General features: G+C 42.3%; 17 protein-coding genes. All 17 read left to right on the top strand.

What is annotated here, in order from left to right; translation table 11 throughout:
• The first annotated feature begins 150 nt into the window (after positions 1-150).
• The 17 genes from csrD (at position 151) to OCV44_RS12745 (ending at position 19,590) form a co-directional block, all read left to right on the top strand.
• Positions 151-2,166, top strand: coding sequence for an RNase E specificity factor CsrD (gene csrD, locus OCV44_RS12825; RefSeq protein WP_139685671.1), 2,016 nt, complete (start codon positions 151-153; stop codon positions 2,164-2,166).
• A 2-nt stretch (positions 2,167-2,168) separates the two neighbouring features.
• Entirely contained in the window at positions 2,169-3,611 is a 1,443-nt protein-coding gene (locus tag OCV44_RS12820) for an MSHA biogenesis protein MshI (protein ID WP_139685672.1), read from the top strand.
• Positions 3,611-4,258: a type 4a pilus biogenesis protein PilO gene (pilO, locus tag OCV44_RS12815; protein WP_139685673.1), complete on the top strand. Its 648-nt coding sequence runs from the start codon at positions 3,611-3,613 to the stop codon at positions 4,256-4,258. Before OCV44_RS12820 ends, pilO begins: the two co-directional genes overlap by 1 nt.
• Positions 4,251-4,583, top strand: a complete 333-nt coding sequence (locus tag OCV44_RS12810; RefSeq protein WP_009847864.1) for a hypothetical protein — start codon at positions 4,251-4,253, stop codon at positions 4,581-4,583. Before pilO ends, OCV44_RS12810 begins: the two co-directional genes overlap by 8 nt.
• A gap of 15 nt (positions 4,584-4,598) precedes the next feature.
• Entirely contained in the window at positions 4,599-6,275 is a 1,677-nt protein-coding gene (mshL, locus tag OCV44_RS12805) for a pilus (MSHA type) biogenesis protein MshL (RefSeq protein ID WP_139685674.1), read from the top strand.
• A gap of 56 nt (positions 6,276-6,331) precedes the next feature.
• The gene (locus OCV44_RS12800) at positions 6,332-7,171 is read left to right on the top strand and encodes an ExeA family protein (protein ID WP_139685675.1); all 840 of its coding nucleotides are present in this window, start codon (positions 6,332-6,334) and stop codon (positions 7,169-7,171) included.
• Between the two features lie 2 nt (positions 7,172-7,173).
• Positions 7,174-8,370, top strand: a complete 1,197-nt coding sequence (locus tag OCV44_RS12795) for a tetratricopeptide repeat protein (protein WP_139685676.1) — start codon at positions 7,174-7,176, stop codon at positions 8,368-8,370.
• Positions 8,360-10,084, top strand: coding sequence for a GspE/PulE family protein (locus OCV44_RS12790; RefSeq protein WP_139685677.1), 1,725 nt, complete (start codon positions 8,360-8,362; stop codon positions 10,082-10,084). The genes OCV44_RS12795 and OCV44_RS12790 overlap by 11 nt, the downstream gene beginning before the upstream one ends.
• Positions 10,085-10,096: 12 nt before the next feature.
• Positions 10,097-11,320 (top strand): type II secretion system F family protein, encoded by a 1,224-nt coding sequence (locus OCV44_RS12785; protein ID WP_139685678.1) that lies wholly within the window; start codon positions 10,097-10,099, stop codon positions 11,318-11,320.
• A 3-nt stretch (positions 11,321-11,323) separates the two neighbouring features.
• Positions 11,324-11,779, top strand: coding sequence for an MSHA biogenesis protein MshF (locus OCV44_RS12780; RefSeq protein WP_139685679.1), 456 nt, complete (start codon positions 11,324-11,326; stop codon positions 11,777-11,779).
• Between the two features lie 79 nt (positions 11,780-11,858).
• Positions 11,859-12,434: a prepilin-type N-terminal cleavage/methylation domain-containing protein gene (locus tag OCV44_RS12775; protein WP_009847857.1), complete on the top strand. Its 576-nt coding sequence runs from the start codon at positions 11,859-11,861 to the stop codon at positions 12,432-12,434.
• 34 nt (positions 12,435-12,468) lie between these two features.
• Complete coding sequence (locus OCV44_RS12770; protein ID WP_139685680.1) at positions 12,469-12,990, top strand: type II secretion system protein; 522 nt, start codon at positions 12,469-12,471, stop codon at positions 12,988-12,990.
• Positions 12,991-13,124: 134 nt separating this feature from the next.
• Positions 13,125-13,682 (top strand): prepilin-type N-terminal cleavage/methylation domain-containing protein, encoded by a 558-nt coding sequence (locus OCV44_RS12765; protein WP_170213745.1) that lies wholly within the window; start codon positions 13,125-13,127, stop codon positions 13,680-13,682.
• Positions 13,673-14,236 (top strand): type IV pilus modification PilV family protein, encoded by a 564-nt coding sequence (locus OCV44_RS12760; protein WP_211349771.1) that lies wholly within the window; start codon positions 13,673-13,675, stop codon positions 14,234-14,236. The genes OCV44_RS12765 and OCV44_RS12760 overlap by 10 nt, the downstream gene beginning before the upstream one ends.
• The gene (locus tag OCV44_RS12755; RefSeq protein WP_139685682.1) at positions 14,236-14,958 is read left to right on the top strand and encodes a PilW family protein; all 723 of its coding nucleotides are present in this window, start codon (positions 14,236-14,238) and stop codon (positions 14,956-14,958) included. The genes OCV44_RS12760 and OCV44_RS12755 overlap by 1 nt, the downstream gene beginning before the upstream one ends.
• Positions 14,948-15,376: an MSHA biogenesis protein MshP gene (locus OCV44_RS12750; RefSeq protein ID WP_139685683.1), complete on the top strand. Its 429-nt coding sequence runs from the start codon at positions 14,948-14,950 to the stop codon at positions 15,374-15,376. Before OCV44_RS12755 ends, OCV44_RS12750 begins: the two co-directional genes overlap by 11 nt.
• Entirely contained in the window at positions 15,376-19,590 is a 4,215-nt protein-coding gene (locus tag OCV44_RS12745) for a DUF6701 domain-containing protein (protein WP_139685684.1), read from the top strand. The genes OCV44_RS12750 and OCV44_RS12745 overlap by 1 nt, the downstream gene beginning before the upstream one ends.
• Positions 19,591-19,700 lie beyond the last annotated feature (110 nt).

Below are 19,700 nucleotides of genomic sequence, written 5' to 3'. Positions count from 1 at the left end.
AATATATTATAAAAACAGTATTAAATTGGAAGAAGCCGCGTTCATCGCGGCTTTTTGTTACCTACAATTCTTAACGCTTTATTTACAACGTCAATTTATAGTATAAGTAGCAATACGGTATAATGTGAGTTGAAAAGGATTTCGTTATTCATGAGATATACCCCGACACTAAAATTGAGCACTCGATTGGTCGCATTTGTCACCGTGATAGTGATCAGTGCGATGTTCATTCTTTTTATTGGTGGCACACTTTCCTTTAAGCGTATTGGACAGGAATATTTAGACCATTATTTGGTTGGTATTGTCGACGTCGTAGATAAAGAGATGGAAGATCCAGATGCTGCGTATTCAATGCAACGTTGGATGCCTAAGATGTTGCAGGCAAGCAATATCGTTGAGATGAAGCTTTCAAACAAGACCGGTATCGTTTACCGATTTAAAGATACCTCCCCACAAATTGATCCAAACCGTCTCTATGAAAGAAGCTTCATTTTAGACCGAAATGAAGGCTATCAAATCGAATTTAAAGCACTCCCTCCTTATATTGGTTACAACTATTCGATTGAAGCTATGTGGTCGATTACTTTGGCGGTGGCATTGATCCTTTTCTGTTTGGCTCGTGGTGTTCGTTGGTTAAAAGAACAGTTAATGGGATCAGAGATTTTGGAAGAGCGAGGGAGAATGATCCTTGCTGGGCAGGTAGAGGCTCATTCAAAAGGGGACGAGCGAGAATGGCCATATACGGCAAGTGAAGCGCTTGATGTACTGATTGAAGAGTTGAAAGATGCACGCCAAGAGCGAAGTCGCTTTGATACTTTTATTCGCACCCATACTTTTCTAGATAAGCTCACTGGTACAGCCAACCGAGTACTATTTGATAACAAACTTGAATCTGTACTGCATGAAAGTGGCGCTCGTGGAGGCGTTTTACTGATACGTATCGACGAGTGGGAACAAGTTCGAGATGCCAATGACAAGCAGATCACCGACGGATTTATTATTGAAGTTGGTGAAGTATTGTCGAATATTGTTCAGCGTTATCCCGATGTTATTTTTTCTCGCTATTACGAAGCAGACTTTGCCGTGTTTATTCCGCATCAAGGAACAAAGGATATTGCGACGTTGGCTGCTCAATGTTTAAGGCAATTAGATAAATTGACTCCACCGGATCCTTTGGAATCAGATAACTGGTGCCATATTGGCGTGACAATGTATGTCGAAGGTGAACGTCATAGCCAAATCATGGATGAAACGGAAACAGCGTTAAAGAGCGCTCAGTTAGAGCGCATTAATAACTGGAGCCGTTACCCAAAAGAAAATAAAAGTGAGATAGATAGAGGCAGTGTTCGCTGGAGAACATTACTTGATAAAGCCTTGCTACCTGAAAATTTAGTAATCTTTGCTCAGCGGTGTTATCTTATGCCGGATTCAGGTCAAGCTAATGAATTGCATAAAGAAATATTTATTAGAATTCAAGATCCAGACAAAGGTTTATTGAAATCATCTCGCTTTATGTCTGCGGTAGAACAAGTCGGTTATCAAGCTCAAATGGATCAATCGGTTTTGAAGGTTTTGTTTAAGTCGCTGAAAGTATCAACACAGCCTGTCAATTATTCTGTGAACTTGAGTGTCACTCCGTTTGCAAATAAATCACATTTTAAATGGTTCAGAAGTGAGTTGTTACAGCTCTCTGCTCAGCATCGTTCTCAGCTTGCTTTTGAGTTTTCAGAAGGCCATCTAATTACTCACCTTGATTATATGCGACCAGTGGCGAAAATGTTACGAGGGTTAGGGTGTAAAGTGGTGGTTGGCCAAGCTGGGCGAACCATTGTTAGTACTCATTATATAAAGGATTTGAAGGTTAACTATATTAAGCTTCATCGAAGTTTGGTAAAGAAAATCGATCAAAGGCATGAAAACCAACTGTTTGTTCGAAGTCTGATTGGAGCATGCGGTGATTCTCCAACTGAAGTGATCGCGGTCGGAGTTGAGACAAAACAAGAAAAGAATACCTTGATAGAGTTAGGCATTAACGGTTATCAAGGAAGATATTTCGACGAAGAACAACAAATAATCCCCTTGCCTACTCAAGGGGAGAAGACAGTGAAAGCTGAATCCGTTGTAAAAGTCGGTCGAAGAAATCGATGGCGTAAGAGTAATAGTTAAGCATGAATTTTAAAGCGATTTTAGACAAAATAAAGCCAACGAATAGTAACGGTAGTTCTCAAGTTGTCCTTTTGGGCAATGATACCGTTTATATTTCATCGGCTGAGTCAGAACCTCAAGTCACCAGTTTTCCTGTGGTTAACGGTGACTGGGAAAGTGCGCTGAAAAAATTGTTGAGCAGTGAGTCACTTACTAGTGATAGCCTTCAGCTAATTGTCTGTGCGAACTACTACCAAACCTATCAAATTGATAAACCGGACATTCCACAGAGTGAATGGTCGGTTGCATTGCCTTTTCTATTGAAAGATCTGATCTCTGAAAGGGTGACTGATATTACAGCGAGTGCGGTAGCGCTACCGACCTCGAATAAGCTACAAGTGTATGTTTTGCCTAAAAAGCTATTGGATAAGCTTGTAAGCATTACTAATTCAGCACAAGTTGATCTTAAAGGTATTGCTCCCGAAGATGAAGTTTGGGGCTACAGTGCGGGTGAGCTCTCTAATTTCATTCTTTTACAACGCAGCCCCAACTCACATTTTAAGCTTGGTGCATTTGTTGAAAACACGGTTTGCTTTCAAAGAACAATCCGCAGTGTTGTCCCCCCATTAACTGGTAGCGCATCAAGTGCATTGCAGTTGGATGGTCTAGCTTTAGAACTCCAACGATCGATTGATTACCTTTCTTCTCAAATTAAAGGCACCCAACTTCATCAGTTAAAAATATGCTGTGATGAGGAAGATGAAGCTGAATTGCAGAGCGTGTTAAATAGCACATTGAGTTCGACCGTTTCTTTGCTTGTTGAAGGTGAACGCGAAAATTCAGAGAAATGGCTAGTTACGCTCGCGGCTGAAAAGAATATTTTTAACGTTAACCTCTACCCTGAGCACCTTAAGCCTAAAAAAGAATATTTCACTCTAGTGAATGTGGTCATGGCTTGGGGGCTGGTGTGTACCTTGTTGCTTGGCAGTTATTGTGTAATGCAGTATCAAGCATCGAGTTTGGATGAAGAGCTAGCAGCTTTACAATATGACTTGAATCAGCTTAACCAAGAAGTTAACCAATTAAACAGTCAGTTAATTCAACATAAACCGTCTCCAAACAAGGTAGCTGCGGTTGCTCGTCTCACTAGTGAGATACAAGCTAATAAAGAGGCGTTGAAGGCGGTCAGTCAATTCGATGAATCTCAGCAAGTCGGGTATTCTGGCGTCATGAACTCCTTCGCTCAATTAGGCCGAAATGACATCTCGCTTTCGCACATATACATGACTCACGATACCTTAGAGCTTAATGGTTTTGCCCGTGATGCAAGTGTAGTTCCAAATTGGGTTGGTCAATTTAAGAATGAACTTAATTTAGTCGGACGTACCTTTGAAAAGATTAAGATAGGTCGTAATGAGCAAGATGTAGTGACGTTTGAGTTAAGTACTCATAGGGAGAGTAAATAATGCAACTGTGGAATCAGCTTAGCGATAAGTTTCTTGTATTAAGCCTGAGAGAAAAATGGCTACTTTTCGTGTGTGGTCTAGTGGGTCTGTCCATGCTTTTATTTACCTTATTGATTGAACCTGCCTATCTTGATTTACAAGAAAAGAATATGAAGTCGATGAGCCTTACGCAGTCAAATCAGAAACAACAAGGTGAATTACTTGTTCTACAAGCCAAGTTGAACAAAGACCCAGATAAAGAAATTGATCTTGAGTTAAAAAAACTATTGGTTGAGAGCCAAGAGCTATCATTTGAGCTCGCTGAAATCGTTGATAGGTTGGTTACGCCTTCTCAAATGGCGCAGTTATTAGAGAGCGTTCTGAATGCAGGTAGTGGACTAAAGCTTGAATCTTTAGAATCGTTAGAACCAGAAGCCATTTCGGACAATCAAGAAAGTGATGACAACTCAAATTACTTTCTCCACCCTGTTAGAATGGAGTTGACGGGTAGCTACTTCGATATTTCAATTTATCTTCAAGCACTTGAGTCATTTCCTGTGAGCTATTATTGGCGCACGTTTGAGTATTCAGTAGAAGAATATCCCAAAGCTCGACTTGTGTTCGAGGTTTACACCTTAGGTACCAGACAGGAGTTTATCGGTGGTTAGAACTCTAGTGTTATCTTTGCTGTTTGGTAGCTCCGTGGTATGGGCAGAACAAGATCCAACTGCGCCATTAGGTTGGCTTTCACCCCAGCAGAAGTCAGCGTCAGCTAAAAAGGCGCCAGTTCAATATCGTTTACCGTCCCTAGAGAGCATTGTTTGCAAGGGCGATACACCTTGTTATGCGATTATGAATGGTCAGATTCTCGAACAAGGAGAAACGATCAGAGGGTACCGAGTTAAGAACATAGATCCAGAGTACGTCACTCTGCAGAGAAGCTCTAAGCAGTGGAAATTAGAGATGTTCTCTTTAGATGTTAAGAATAATTAAGGTTAGAGTGAAGACATGCGTAAACTTGTAGTAGCAATTCTAGTGTCATCTTTAGTCGGCTGTTCGATGGGGCATAGAGACCCTGTTGAGATAAAAGAGTCTTTAAACGAATCTATTAATGAAGCGAATAGCAAAGCACTTCATGACTTACCTTCGTCAGTGCAAGATGACCTTATGCCTCAGCTAAGTTCGGACTCTATGTCTTCGAACATGGAAACGGTTAAGCGCTTTCGTATTCAGGCAAAAGACGTTGAAGCGAGAACCTTTTTTGCAAGTCTAGTAAAAGGTACTGAGTATAGTGCCGCGATTCATCCAAGTGTTGCAGGAAAACTTACTCTAAATCTAACAGATGTGACCTTAGATGAAGTGTTGGCTGTTGCTCAGGATATGTATGGCTACGATATTGAAAAGCGTGGCAAAGTGATTCAAATTTATCCGGCTGGTTTACGCACAGTCACGATTCCTGTCGATTACTTGCAAGTAAAGCGCTCAGGTCGTTCATTAACGACGATTACTACTGGAACCATTTCTACTTCAGATTCTAACTCGAACTCATCTGGTTCTAATTCTAATTCGTCTAACTCGAATTCAAACTCATCGAACTCGAACTCAAATTCGTCTAGCTCCACATCTAGCGGTGGTACGGAGATTGAAACGATATCTGAAAGTGATTTTTGGCCGCAGCTTGAAGCGGCAGTCGCTCACTTAATTGGTTCTGGTGATGGGCAAAGCGTTGTGGTTACGCCACAAGCGAGTGTGATTACGGTACGTGCTTACCCCGATGAAATCCGAGAGGTTCGTGAGTTCCTTGGTATTTCTCAGAAACGTCTGCAGCGCCAAGTTATCTTGGAAGCCAAAATCATGGAAGTGACGCTCAGTGACGGCTATCAACAAGGCATTAACTGGACCAAGATGTTTTCGTCGAACGGCACTAACTACACGCTCGGTATGGGTTCTATCGTTAAAAATGCAGCGGGTACGATCATCCCTGGTAAACTACCAGGCATGGACCAAATCGGTACCGCTTTAGGTGGTCAATCTAACCTCGTTGTTTCTGGTGGCAGCTTTGAAGCGGTATTGAGTTTTATGGATACACAGGGTGACTTGAATGTGTTATCTAGCCCAAGAGTGACAGCAGCTAATAACCAGAAAGCGGTTATAAAAGTGGGTATAGATAAATATTTCGTGACTAATTTATCAAGCTCGGTCGGTAGTGGTGATAACGCGAATGTTGCCCCTGAAGTTGAGCTAACTCCGTTCTTCTCTGGTATTTCGTTGGATGTGACACCGCAGATTGATGATAAGGGAAATGTGTTCCTACACGTTCATCCTGCAGTGATTGAAGTGGAAGAGGAAGTAAAAGAGCTTAATCTTGGCTCAACAACTGGTGTTGTGACGCTGCCGTTGGCTAAAAGCTCTATTCGTGAGTCTGACTCCGTGATTCGAGCGCAAGATGGTGATGTGGTTGTTATTGGCGGATTGATGAAATCAAACACCAGTGACATGACTTCAAAAGTTCCATTTCTTGGTGATATCCCTGCACTCGGTCATTTGTTCCGTAATACCAGTCAACTCACTCAAAAAACTGAACTCGTTATTCTATTAAAGCCAACGGTTGTAGGTGTAAATACTTGGCAATCAGAAATGGAGCGTTCTCGAGATCTTTTACAAGAATGGTTCCCTGATGAATAGTAACCACTCACTTTATCAATGCAGATTGGTAGTGAATTACTAAGCTAGGTCATGTTATGTATCAAGCTCATTTTGATTTTGAACAGCTACCATTTACGTTAACGCCGAATACCGATTTTTTTTATGGTTTAGCCCCTCACTTTGAGGCGATTCAAACGGTCATTTCTGCGTTAGAAATGGGCGAGGGGGTAGTTAAGGTTACAGGGGAGGTCGGCACGGGAAAAACCATGGTGTGCCGAATGTTGGTCAATCATCTTAATGATTGTACGGCTTTAATCTACCTGCCTAACCCAGTGCTATCTGGGGCTGACTTACGACAAGCTGTGGCTAAAGAGCTTGGTTTGATTACCAATAATGAAGCCACCTTAGTGGATAACATTCAACACAAGCTTATTGAATTGCACAACTCAGGTTTACGAGTGGTTGCGCTTCTTGATGAGGCTCAGGCGTTGTCAGATGAAGCTCTAGAGACCTTAAGGTTGTTTGGTAACTTAGAAACCGAAGATAAAAAGCTGCTGCAAATTGTTCTATTAGGGCAGCCGGAATTGGATGCTCGATTAGAGGCTTATCATCTAAGGCAATTTCGTCAAAGAATCACATTTAGTTCGACACTGAGACCGCTTACTCTCGATGAAACGGTCGCTTACATTGATAACCGGATCGCTAAATCTGGTGGCAAATATGCTCCCTTTAGCCTGAGCCATAAAAAAGCAATATGGCGATCTTCTTTGGGTATCCCAAGGTTGATCAACCAATTGTGTCATAAAGCTTTGTTGCTTGCTTTTAGTGAAGATAAAAAAAATATAGAAAACCAACATCTCTTTGCTGCAATGCATGAAACATACGATGTGTGTAAACCTAAATTTAAAACGCCAATGCTGTGGGGTTGGAACTAATTATGAGCGTCATTAATAACGCCTTGTCTGAATTGGCAAAAAAAGAGTCAACAGCATCGATTGAAGCTGCGGTGGTACCTAAAGTAAAAACACGCTCTCCATTGGTTTGGGTAGTCGCAGGCTTTACGCTTAGCTTGGCCCTGGGGGGCTGGGCTATATCACAAGGCCCAGCTGTCGATAACTCAATATCAACTCGAGATAGACAAGTTTCTTTTATTGACAGTTCGGAAGGTATGTCTGAAGCGGCCGTTACTCAACCTGTGTCCTCGCCGACTAAGAAGTTAGTGACGCTAGATTCAGCGAACCTTTCGGCTCACAACACGGCAATACTAAAAAGTGCTCAAGCTAAATCGGATTCAGTCATTGCATCAACTCAGTCAGTTACAAAGCCTAAAGTAAATCCTGAATCTCAAGCCATACCTAAATCTCAAAGCGCACCTAAAGCTCAAAGCGCACCTAAAGCTCAAAGTTTACCTAAAGAAAAAGTAGCAAAGCCAATGCTTGTTGCTAGCGTGGCTAAAAAAGATGCCACACCAGTATCTAATCAACCTGAAATGTCTAGCGATTCAGAAAGCAATGGAATGTTGATTGAGCAGGTGGAATTAACGCCTGAACAACTTTCTATTAATGCTCAAGGCCGAGCTCAGAAAGCTCTTGATGCCAACGACCTTTCTGGTGCGTTGAAAGGTTATAACGAAGCGCTCCGTTATGATCCAAGAAATGAAGATGTCCGTCAGAAACTAGCCATTCTCTATTTTGGTAAAGGTGATACTCGCAAAGCGTATGAGCTATTTCAGTCGGGTATCAAACTCAATATCAACAGTGAAAAACTGCGCCTAGGTTTATCGAAGCTACTTGTGAAAGCCAATCAAGCGGAAGCTGCTTTGAGTCCATTAATACACTTACCGCCGAGTCCAACTCAAGACTACTTAGCAATGCGTGCTGCATTAAGTCAAAAGTCTCAACAAGAAGGTATTGCGTTAGAGAGCTACCAAAAATTGACTGAGGTCGATTCAGAGAATGCTCGCTGGTGGTTAGGTTTAGCAATTCAGCAAGAACGTCAGCTTGATTTTATGGCTGCAAAGCAATCATACCAAGGAGCATTGGTTAGAGTTGGGATCTCATCTCAGTCGCAAGGCTTTGTTCGTGACCGTTTAAAGATAATCAATGCTTTAGAGGAGAGTAGCGATGCAAATTAGATTAAGAAAAAGGCTCGGTGATTTGCTCGTAGAAGAGGGCATCATTACTGAGGAACAAGTTGAACAAGCTCTGGCCGCTCAAAAAAGGACAGGCCGTAAGCTTGGTGATGCACTGATCGAGCTTGGCTTTTTATCAGAGCAGCAAATGCTCAGTTTCTTGTCGCAACAGCTTGCTATTCCTCTTATTGATATTAGCCGAGCTAACGTTGACGTCGAAGCTGTGCAGCTTTTACCTGAGGTTCATGCTCGCCGCCTTCGTGCTTTGGTCATTGGGCGTCAAGGTGACACATTACGTGTTGCAATGAGTGATCCTGCCGATCTGTTTGCCCAAGAATCTTTGCTGAGTCAACTAGGCGACTACGCACTCGAATTTGTCGTCGCACAAGAGAGACAATTAGTTGATGGTTTCGACCGTTATTACCGAAGAACCAAAGAGATTGCCTCATTTGCTGAGCAGCTTCATGCTGAGCATAAAGTTAATGAAGCCTTTGATTTTGATATCGCTGAAGAAGACAGCGACGAAGTTACGGTTGTTAAGCTAGTAAACTCGCTGTTTGAAGATGCTATTCAAGTTGGTGCGTCTGATATTCATATTGAACCAGATTCAAACGTATTACGTTTGCGTCAGCGTATTGATGGTGTTCTGCATGAAACGTTGTTGAATGAAGTGAATATTGCTTCTGCATTGGTTTTGCGTTTGAAGCTGATGGCTAACCTTGACATTTCAGAGAAACGACTGCCTCAAGATGGTCGCTTTAATATTCGCGTTAAAGGTCAATCGGTCGATATTCGTATGTCGACTATGCCAGTACAGCACGGTGAGTCAGTGGTTATGCGTTTGCTTAATCAATCGGCTGGTCTACGTAAATTGGAGTTGTCAGGCATTCCGAGTGATTTGCTCGTTCGTCTTCGTCATCAATTACGCCGCCCACATGGCATGATCCTCGTCACCGGGCCTACGGGCTCAGGTAAAACAACCACTCTATACGGTGCGTTAAGTGAATTAAACGAACCGGGTAAAAAGATCATTACCGCTGAAGACCCTGTAGAATACCGTCTTCCTCGTGTGAATCAGGTTCAGGTAAACCCTAAGATTAATCTCAACTTCTCAACGATTTTGAGAACCTTCCTACGTCAGGACCCGGATATCATTCTTATTGGTGAGATGCGAGATCACGAAACCGTTGAAATTGGTTTGAGAGCGGCACTTACCGGTCACTTAGTGTTAAGTACTCTGCATACCAACGATGCAGTAGATAGCGCATTGCGTATGATGGACATGGGGGCTCCGGGTTATCTGGTAGCAAGTGCTGTTCGAGCCGTGGTCGCGCAGCGGTTAGTTCGTAAGGTATGTACTGATTGCAAGGTTGATGATGAGCTGGATGAAGCGCGTAAGCAATGGTTGAGTGTCCGTTTCCCAAACCAGCTAGGTACGCCATTTATGAAAGGACGTGGTTGTCAAAATTGTAATTTGACTGGCTACAGTGGGCGTATTGGTGTGTTTGAAATGTTGGAGCTCGATCAACCTATGATGGATGCGCTTAGAGCCAATGATGCCGTTGGTTTTGCTCAAACGGCAAGGCAGTCTGAAAACTACAAACCGCTGTTAGCTTCTGCGATGGAATTGGCCATGCAGGGTGTTGTGAGTTTTGATGAGGTAATGAACCTTGGCGAAGGCGATGCTTCTGGTGCCACTGATCCAATTTATCTGTAGGGGTAGAGTGATATGCCAACTTATCGTTATGTAGGTCGCAGTTCTGATGGCAGTCAAGTGACAGGCCAGTTGGATGCGAATAACGAAGATCTTGCTGCTGACAGCTTGATGAGTAAAGGGATCATTCCAACTTCGATTAAACTTGGAAAAAGTGGCGGTTCAATCCTGGATATGGATGTATCTAGCCTGTTCTCTCCGAATGTGCCTTTAGAGGTATTGGTTCTGTTTTGTCGACAGCTATATAGTTTAACTAAGGCGGGCGTTCCGCTATTAAGATCGATGAAAGGGTTAACTCAACATTGTGAAAATAAGCAATTGAAAGTAGCACTTGAAGAAGTGGTCGCTGAACTTACAAATGGTCGTGGGTTAGCGGCATCGATGCAAATGCACCCTAAGGTATTTAGTTCATTGTTTGTATCGATGATCAGTGTTGGTGAAAATACCGGTCGTTTAGACCAGGCATTGTTACAACTGGCTGGATACTACGAACAAGAGGTTGAAACTCGAAAGCGAATCAAAACGGCAATGCGTTACCCAACGTTCGTGATTACTTTTATTACCATCGCTATGTTTGTCTTGAATATATTCGTGATTCCTCAGTTTTCGAGTATGTTCGCGCGTTTTGGCGTCGACTTGCCGCTACCAACCCGTATCTTAATGGGGATGTCTGAGTTCTTTGTTAATTACTGGGGGTTAATGCTCGGAGTAATCTTTGGTCTTGTTTTTGCTTTTAAAGCATGGGTTAAGACTGATAAGGGGTGGGAGAAGTGGGATCAGCTGCGTTTAAAAATGCCAGTGATTGGTGGGGTGGTCAATCGAGCTCTATTGTCGCGCTTCTCACGTACTTTTGCTTTGATGCTAAAAGCAGGTGTACCGCTTAACCAATCGTTATCGCTATCGGCTGAAGCTTTGGACAATCGTTTTTTAGAACTTCGTGTTCAAGGTATGAAATCGGCAATAGAAGCGGGAAGTACCGTTTCTTCTACCGCGATTAACAGCGAAATTTTCACACCACTCGTGATACAAATGATTTCTGTGGGTGAAGAAACGGGTCGTATTGATGAATTGTTGCTCGAAGTCGCGGATTTTTACGACCGAGAGGTTGATTACGATCTAAAAACGTTAACCGCTAGAATTGAACCTATTCTGTTGACCATCGTTGCGGGAATGGTGCTGGTTTTAGCTCTGGGTATTTTCTTGCCAATGTGGGGAATGCTGGATGCAATCAAAGGTTAGGGGATGCTGAATAACCTACAGCGCTCACGTTTTGTTATTTGGGTTGCGGTTATTCTTTTTCTCGTGATGGGATTGCTTTCTGTATGGAAAACAGTAGAAGAAGAAGCAACGAACACGGCATTAATCGTTGCGAGCAAGCGAATTCTTGAGCAAGCGAATTTGTTCAAACAGCAGTATTTGTTATCTGGTGTGGAGCAAAAGAATGATGCGAAACAGCCAAAGACTTACAGCAGAACGGGGTGGGTTATGCCAATTCAAGACTCGGCTCGAAATTGCGGTTATTGGTTGGAGCAATTGTATCCAAAGGGGCGTATTTTAGGTCTAAGTTCTCCAAATATTGAAGACAAAAGTGATAACATACACTTTCATTGCCGTTATCATTATAGTGATAAGTATCAGATAGATATATTACTTAAAAAAGAAAGATTTAGTGTCAAAGTCAATATATTGGCCTTGTGAACGTATTGGCGCTGTTTTTATGGTTTTATGCATGGTCAAATGTATAATGCGCATTAGCAATTAGATGAGTAGGTAGAAAGTGCTTAAAAATCAAAAGGGTTTCTCCCTAGTCGAGTTAGTCATAGTGATTGTTGTTGTGGGTTTATTAGCTGTTGCAGCTTTACCCCGTTTCTTGGATGTGACAGACGAAGCCAAGAAAGCCAGTATTGAAGGTGTCGCGGGTGGTTTTGCGACAGGCGTACTTTCAGCAAGAGCGCAATGGGAAGCAGAAGCTCGTCCATCAGAAAGAATTGGTGTTGAAACATACAATACTGTAAATTACGATGGTGTTGATTTTTGGCTAACCAGATCAACAAGTAGCAATGGAAGCACTAATTTTAGAGATGGCTACCCATGGTCTATAAACACAAATTCAGCTTCAGCTCCGTCTAATGATGTGACTGATGCTTCGTGTGTCGATTTAATGGAAAATCTACTTCAGAATCCTCCTAAAGTTGGAACATTAACCAATGTGGCTAATGGTTCGAATTACAAATATTCAGCGCAAGCGGATAATAGCAATGACTACTGCACTTACATTCAATTGGAAGGCGGTACTCAGCATCAATTCGTTTACGAGATTAGAACTGGTCGTGTGACCGTAACACTGCAGTAAACCTGCGTTTAAATATACATAGAGAGAAAAGACTATGAAAAAACAAAGCGGTTTCACCCTAATAGAACTAGTGGTGGTAATTGTTATTCTAGGTATTCTTGCAGTTACTGCAGCACCTCGTTTTCTTAACTTACAAGATGATGCTCGTACCGCTTCTTTGGAAGGGTTGCGTGGTGCAGTTGCGGGCGCTATGGGAATAACTTATGGACGTGCTGCTATTGGTGGTATTGAAGGTACAACTTATACAGCATGGACTAATGCAGGCGCACCTGGAACGGTAATTGATGGTATCGCTCATCACTTTGGCTACCCAACGGCAGTTAGCGATGATACAGCTAACCTTGGAGGTATCGTTCAAGCCTTAGACTTATCTAATGAATTCGTTGTTCTACAATCGGAAAAAACAGCTACAACTCAAACTAACTTATGGATCGACCTAGGTTTTACTGGGTTTACCGCTCAGTGTGTTCGTTATACTGCCGCTACGGATGCAAATACCCCTGCAACAGTCGCGTTGCAAGCTGGTGCTAATGGCACAGCTTGTGGTGCTCAGTAAATAATCAAGTTAACGAATGTATAGGCCAGCATTGCTGGCCTTTTTTCTATCTGAAATACAGGTCAGTAACAAAGACAACTTCCTTTCCCTGAGTTACACTTAATCTTCAAACTATCAAATATTTAGCGGATTGGATGTCGGTGAATCGATTCTATAAAACATGCATAAACCGCGGTTTTCAGCAACAAGGTTTTACTTTAGTCGAGTTAATCATTGTGATCTTGTTGATCGCGATTGTCTCTGCCTACGCTGCTAGCCGTCTTTCCGGAAGGGATAGTTTTGCTGCCTTTGCCGCTCAAGAGCAAGTAACTTCTGTTGTCCGCCAAGTTCAAGTGAATCGTATGCAGTCCAATGTGGACCTTGGGTCCGTCGTTGGAGAGAGCAATTTTATTCTCGCTATCGTTGGCAATTGTATCGGTTCCGAAGTGAGCTGTACCGCGCGAAGCCAAGCGAGTAGTGATTGGGTTATGCTTAATGGGATCACTTTAACGGCTGCATCTAATACCACTCCAGCCATTCCTCTATCTCTAGTTAACTTTGATTTATTAGGCAACCCTACAACGGGTGAAACACCTACAGGCGTTGTCGTTAACGTTGCAGCAGGTGTGGTGATTACGATTACTTCAAATGTGAACACCTGCCGTGTGGAAATTAACTCGCAAGGTTATGTCGAAAATGGGGTGTGCTCATGAACACCATTCATAAATCACCTGCAAAAGAACGTGGTTTCACATTAATTGAAAGTGTCGTTGTGATCGTGGTTATGGGGCTTGCCATGATGACCATCATAAACTTTTTAGCGCCTCAGATTAGCCGCTCTGGCGACCCTCATTATCAAACCCGTTCAGCCGCGTTAGGGCAGAGTGTTATGTCGATGATTCTTGCTCGAGGGTTCGATGAGAATAGCGACTTTGATGGCGGGGAGGTGAGATGTGGTGAAGGGGCTGCTGCTGGAACAGCTCAAGCCACTTGCACACAACAGGCTAACTTTGGTCCAGAAGAGGCTGATATTGCTCTATACAATGATGTCGATGACTATGATGGGTGTTGGGAGCCTGGTGCAGCTAACGGGTGTCAAGACCTTAACCTATTATTGGGCGAGAATGGTGCTACAACTTACAGCAACTACCGACTAGATATTGATGTGACGTACCAAACTGTTGATCGACTCAAAAGAATAAACCTTAGGATTACAGCCTTAAATCAGCCTCCTATTGTGCTCGATGCCTATCGAGGTAATTACTAATGAGAAGGCAAGGTTTCACTCTTATTGAAATGATTATCACCATGATTGTTGGTAGTATTTTAGTTGTAGGTATTGCTGGGTTTGTTGAGTTAGGTGCGCGTGGCTATGCGGACACCGTAGATAGGCAGCGTTTGCAAACTCAAGCAAAGTTTGTGATAGAAAAAATCACCCGTGAAGTACGTCATGCTGTACCTAATATGTTAAATCAAAACGCTGTTGTCCCGGGAGCTCGCTGTGTTTCATTTTTCCCTATCGTTACCTCTGGAATTTACGCTATATCGGGCGATGATATTCAATTTGTCACAGGTAATAATGCACTGACGGCTGCTGTTCTAGCCCCGTTATCTCTAGTGATAAATCCTACAGAAGCGACACCGACCAATAATGATTTCCCCTTAGCCGCTGTAATTGCAACGAATAATACGTTCTTGCTTGCTAATGAGTCTGGAAACCTTGTGGGCAATTCAGTTTCAAATCGACACTATATTTACAACCCTAATGGCCGCGTCAGCTATTGTATTGTGAATGGCCGAGTATGGAGAAGTGAAGGAAATGGCGCATTAATCCCAATTTCGGACACGGGAGTGGCTGGGGTTTTAGACTATCAACCCGCAAATGTTCAGCGTAATGGTGTCGTCCATCTTGAGTTTGAATTTAGAAACCAAGTCGGGGATGAACTGACCAACTTCCAGCAAGACATACAGGTGATCAATGTTCCTTAAAAAAAGACAAGTCGGAAGCCTGTATATTGTCGTTATCTTTGTCTTGGTGGTGATGGGCTTTCTTGCGACAACCTTAAATCGCATAGAGTGGTCCAATCATGACGCCCATACAAAAGATGTGATTGGTACTCAAGCCCATCTTTTAGCTCATTCGGCAATAGAGCGAGCCTTAATGCAGATATATCCACCTAGAGCCAACACAACGGTTTCATTTGATGTGGCTGCAGCGTGTACTAATTTAGATGGTTCTACTATGAATTTCGCAACGACGATTGGATGTGCTGATGTTCAAATAACGTGCTCACCAACAGGTGGTCAACTTGTCGATAGTTCTCAGTTATACACAGTAAGAGCGGTCGCAATGTGCGGAACGGGTGTGAATTTAATGCAACGTAGTCAAGATGTGTGGGTGAGATAATGAGAGTACTATTTTTATCATTGGCTTTGTTGTTTTCTCTCGGCATATCATCGTTTTCGTATGCTTCCACTTGTCTAGCTAATGGCTCTTCTGTAGATGCTCGCAATGGTTTTTGTATCACTTTTTCTCTTGAGTCTGACGGGTCGAATCGAATTCGATTAGCGAATAGCCAATATTTCCCGTTATGGACAGATGATGATGATTTTGATGATTATTATCAGCAAATCTTTGACGAAGATTATGAAGATGATGACGTCCTTCGACAATTTCAGGTTAAGTTTGAGCGTACTTCTAATTATAACGCTAGATGGATAAGTGGAAAATTAACCTACTCAGTAGATGGTACTCAGAAAAAAGTTATTAATAACTTTGATTTATCTTATGCCACTGGCGCTGATAAATTCGACCCATTTGTTACCATTACACTGATTGGTGATAGTTTCACTAGTAGTTCCCAATACTGCATATCGGAAAAAGATTGCCAGCCCTTGGTACCACGTTCTAAACCGTTATTTGAATTTGGAGAGGTAGACGCTAGCTCTTGTAATGGGTATTCCTGTAGCTTTGATTTTGATGAAGATTTTAAAACGACGCCTGTCGTTATATTAATGTCTTCTTATAATCTAAATGATAATCCATCGGCAATGTTCGTCACATCTGTGACTAAAGATCGGGTCGAAGTTAAACAACGCTTCCCTTTAAGCTCTGATCCTAACTTAATGGATCCGATCTATTATTTTGCAGCAGAGGTTGGGGACGTAATATTAGATGAATCTCAGCCAGGGAAAATAATACGTGTAAGTAAAGTTGAGCTGAATCACTTCCAAACGGCAGGAAATACAAATGGGGAGGGTTGGAAACGGGAAACTTACTCTCAACGTTTCTCTGCGGCTCCTATTGTCTTTTCTCAAGTTCAGCCCGATAGCGGTAAGGATTTTTGGGTAACTACTGCACATAAAAATGTTGGAACCTCGAATTTTCGGCTGGCCTTAGAATTTGGCCGGCAAAATGTACCTACTCCTACAAGCTATAGACGCAGAACTGTAGGGTATATGGCGGCACCTGAGTTTTCTGGGCAAACTTCAGATGGTGTTCGTTTTGTTTTTAATAAACCCAGTAGTTCATACAATCAAAGCGCTTCATTAGCGCAGTCTTGTATTGATAATCAGGTGTTCCATGGCCAGTCGTTCCAAGACTTTGGTGTGATTATTCAAAAGCAAACTCGAAGTGGATCGGATGGAGGGTGGTTGAGGTTATGTGAACTATCGAATCCGGATTATTTTACATTTATGCTAGAAGAAGACGCTTCAAATCGCTCGCATCAGACATATGAAAGAGTTGGGTTCTTTGCATTTGAAGAAGTCAGGCCAAAGCCCCCTATTCAAAAATGTGATTACTTTCCTGAAATGTTGCAATCAAACCGTTATTTGCCAGGTGCAAATCCCGGAGAATGGACTCCATGGGATGGACAACTGGATATATCTTCAGGAAATGGTACTGGAAATAATATCTATCTCGATCAAATATCCAAATCAGAAGCATTAGGTTTTACTTCTTCTAGAGTTTCTGGTCTTGGGGCTTGTGTTTATAAAGACGGGCAGAATAGTGGCGGAAGTTGTACGGTGAGTTCGGCTAAGAATTTATTTCCGTTAGGTGTTCCGGATACTACTGCTTTTAACCCTTCGGGCGGTGTGTTGATAGCGGCTGGCAATAATCAGACGACTGAGGCGACTCAATTTAATTATACTTCATTATCTTTTAGCGCAAATACGAGCACAGTTGTTTTTCCCGCTGGAGAGTATTGGATTGACACCATCAATTTTAATCATAACGATTCTTACATTAAGGTGAAAGGTGATGGTCCAGTTGTTATTCACTACAACCATATAAATTTGTCTCATAAAAGTCGTATATACATTAATGCAGGAATAGATGAGCAGAGTGATTCTAACTATGATCACAATGACTTTACGCTTGTTGGTCATGGCCGTTTTTCATCTTTTTGGCCTTTAGGTGGTTCTGATATCCGTTTGAATGCGAATGTGTATGTATCGCCAGAGGCTATCAGTGCTGGTTTCGATATTAATGGTGTCGCTCGTTTTCAAATGACCGGAGCAATTACCGCTCCTAGAGTTTCATTTAGGTCGTCAGATACTAGTTTTATAAGGGCTAAGTCAATAGCAGGGTGTTACACGCCTCCTAGTCCAACGATAAAATATATAGAGATCAAACCAAACAACTATCACTTAACTTGTGATGATAAGGCTGAAGTGTATGTCGTGCCTTATGATGAAAACAGTCAACCAATGAGCGATGTCAATGGGGATACTGTATCTATAAGTGCACCTGAGGTAACTTTTAGTAGCGGGTCTTTTGATAGCCAAAACAAGAGGTTTGTTTTTAATATTGATGGTCGAAGTGGTAATAAATACGGTGATGTGCTTGCGACTGCATCAGTTAATGGAACGACTATCCAAGATCAAAAAGACATTAGCTTTGTACCTTATCGGTTTGATATTAAGCCGAGTGCTAATTCTACATGGAATAATCAACCGCTAGAGGTCATTGCCGGAAAAGCAGAAGATATTGATGTTCGAGTCTTAGCTTGTAGTAATAATGCATCACCAACGCCTATTGTGATGAATTATGCGGAAAAGTTAGATGTGAACGATCTTGGGTACGTGCTTCAAAAGCCCGGAAGTGGTGGCGGTGGTAGCCTTGGCAGTGGCGATTTTAACTTCTCTAAAGGGATGGTTGAGGATGTTGCTATTCAATTTGATAACTCAGGCGAGTTAGTTGTCACACTTGAAGATAAGAGCTTTAGGTGTTCAACTCAACCCCCGACAATCGCGAACTGCCCTAGCGATGGCGGTGCGTTGAAAGGTCAAATTACCTTGAAGGCTCGTCCTTGGAAAATAGCAATATGTGATGTTCGTTCGGGAGCTTCATTTAACCCTGCCAGTGGGGCGACAGGGGATGGTTTTATACCTGCAGGAACTGACTTCATTGTTGACTATAAACCAATTATTCATCCAGATTCAGTATTAGGCATCGCTGATGAATGCGCCTACCCAGTGACAAGTAATTATTCACTTGATAGTGGTCCCTTAGATTTAGATTTTAAGGTGGTTTATCCAGATCCATTATTAAATCCCAAACCAGGGGCAGTGACACCTAGTGTCATTCCTTCATTTAGCACTAACCAGGTACTAAATACTCTAGCTCATACTTGGAGTGAAGTTGGTTCTATCGAGTTTATAAGTAGCGCGGTCTATCTTGGTCGTGATGTACAAAAAGATCGCCAAGTCATTGGCCGCTTTTATCCTGATTACTTTAATACGTTGAATAATGAGTGGGAAAATCCTGCTGGGCAAGCTTTTACTTACATGAATCAAGAGTTTGACAATGTCTCCATTAATGTTGCGGCTTATAGTAAGTTGGGGAATGAAACTCATAATTACGGAAGTTTCAACCCTATTCAGCGAGCTTTTTTTGAGTTAGATGAAGGGCGTTTACTCAACGGTAATCGCTTGAATTTAACTTATCGAGGTAGTCGAGGGGCGATCAATAACAACGATATATCATGGCAGAAGCAGGCTGACTTTTCGCCTGATGGTCCTTTTAATTTTGATGGTGGGCCAATTCGAGATGTCTCTTTGAATGTTTTTACAGCAACACTGTCTGATCCTGTGCAATTCAAAACACAACCAACCGATCCTTCTGGCATGACAGCACAACGACTGCCTGATAGCCAACCCAATGTGGTTTTTGGTCGTGTAAATTTGAGTGATGTAGGTGGGGTTGAAGGTAGTTCGATTACCGTTCCTCTTCAAGTTCAGTATTGGACAAACGGTGCTTTTATTAACAATGTATTTGATAGTTTCACTGATATCGATGCTGAAATGGATGGAAACCCTACGGTTATATGGCCTGTTGGGGGAGCGACTACGGCGACATTAACGGGAACTGCTGATGTGAATGATGGTGTGTCGGACAATTTTACAGCACAGCAAGCCCCTAATGCTGTAACTAGGGAACAAGTGCAAATTTGGCAGCAGCTTGACTCCATAAACAATAATATGCCTTGGCTAATGTTTGATTGGGACCAAGACGGTATTGATGAAGAAAACCCATCAACAGTCGTCACCTTTGGTATCCATCGTGGGAACGACCGTGTGATCTACCGAGGTGAAAATGGCTTAATAGGTCAGTAATAATATGATTTTTTGGCTGTTAAGTTAGGAATCTGTAAGAAATTGTGGGTTTCAGTCCATGTTTATACTTCAATGCCTTGCCGTGACAGCAAGGCATTGGTACATTTAGT

The sequence above is a fragment of the Vibrio tasmaniensis genome, from assembly GCF_024347635.1.
Classification (GTDB): domain Bacteria; phylum Pseudomonadota; class Gammaproteobacteria; order Enterobacterales; family Vibrionaceae; genus Vibrio; species Vibrio tasmaniensis.
This window is presented reverse-complemented; position numbering and strand designations above follow the sequence as displayed.

Excerpts from the sequence above, each read along its gene's own strand:
- OCV44_RS12785 (WP_139685678.1), top strand. The coding sequence starts at position 10,097 with ATGCCAACTTATCGTTATGTAGGTCGCAGTTCTGATGGCAGTCAAGTG.
- OCV44_RS12755 (WP_139685682.1), top strand. The coding sequence starts at position 14,236 with ATGAGAAGGCAAGGTTTCACTCTTATTGAAATGATTATCACCATGATT.
- OCV44_RS12780 (WP_139685679.1), top strand. The coding sequence starts at position 11,324 with ATGCTGAATAACCTACAGCGCTCACGTTTTGTTATTTGGGTTGCGGTT.
- OCV44_RS12790 (WP_139685677.1), top strand. The coding sequence starts at position 8,360 with ATGCAAATTAGATTAAGAAAAAGGCTCGGTGATTTGCTCGTAGAAGAG.
- OCV44_RS12745 (WP_139685684.1), top strand. The coding sequence starts at position 15,376 with ATGAGAGTACTATTTTTATCATTGGCTTTGTTGTTTTCTCTCGGCATA.
- mshL (WP_139685674.1), top strand. The coding sequence starts at position 4,599 with ATGCGTAAACTTGTAGTAGCAATTCTAGTGTCATCTTTAGTCGGCTGT.
- OCV44_RS12770 (WP_139685680.1), top strand. The coding sequence starts at position 12,469 with ATGAAAAAACAAAGCGGTTTCACCCTAATAGAACTAGTGGTGGTAATT.
- OCV44_RS12820 (WP_139685672.1), top strand. The coding sequence starts at position 2,169 with ATGAATTTTAAAGCGATTTTAGACAAAATAAAGCCAACGAATAGTAAC.
- csrD (WP_139685671.1), top strand. The coding sequence starts at position 151 with ATGAGATATACCCCGACACTAAAATTGAGCACTCGATTGGTCGCATTT.
- pilO (WP_139685673.1), top strand. The coding sequence starts at position 3,611 with ATGCAACTGTGGAATCAGCTTAGCGATAAGTTTCTTGTATTAAGCCTG.
- OCV44_RS12795 (WP_139685676.1), top strand. The coding sequence starts at position 7,174 with ATGAGCGTCATTAATAACGCCTTGTCTGAATTGGCAAAAAAAGAGTCA.
- OCV44_RS12750 (WP_139685683.1), top strand. The coding sequence starts at position 14,948 with ATGTTCCTTAAAAAAAGACAAGTCGGAAGCCTGTATATTGTCGTTATC.
- OCV44_RS12800 (WP_139685675.1), top strand. The coding sequence starts at position 6,332 with ATGTATCAAGCTCATTTTGATTTTGAACAGCTACCATTTACGTTAACG.
- OCV44_RS12765 (WP_170213745.1), top strand. The coding sequence starts at position 13,125 with ATGTCGGTGAATCGATTCTATAAAACATGCATAAACCGCGGTTTTCAG.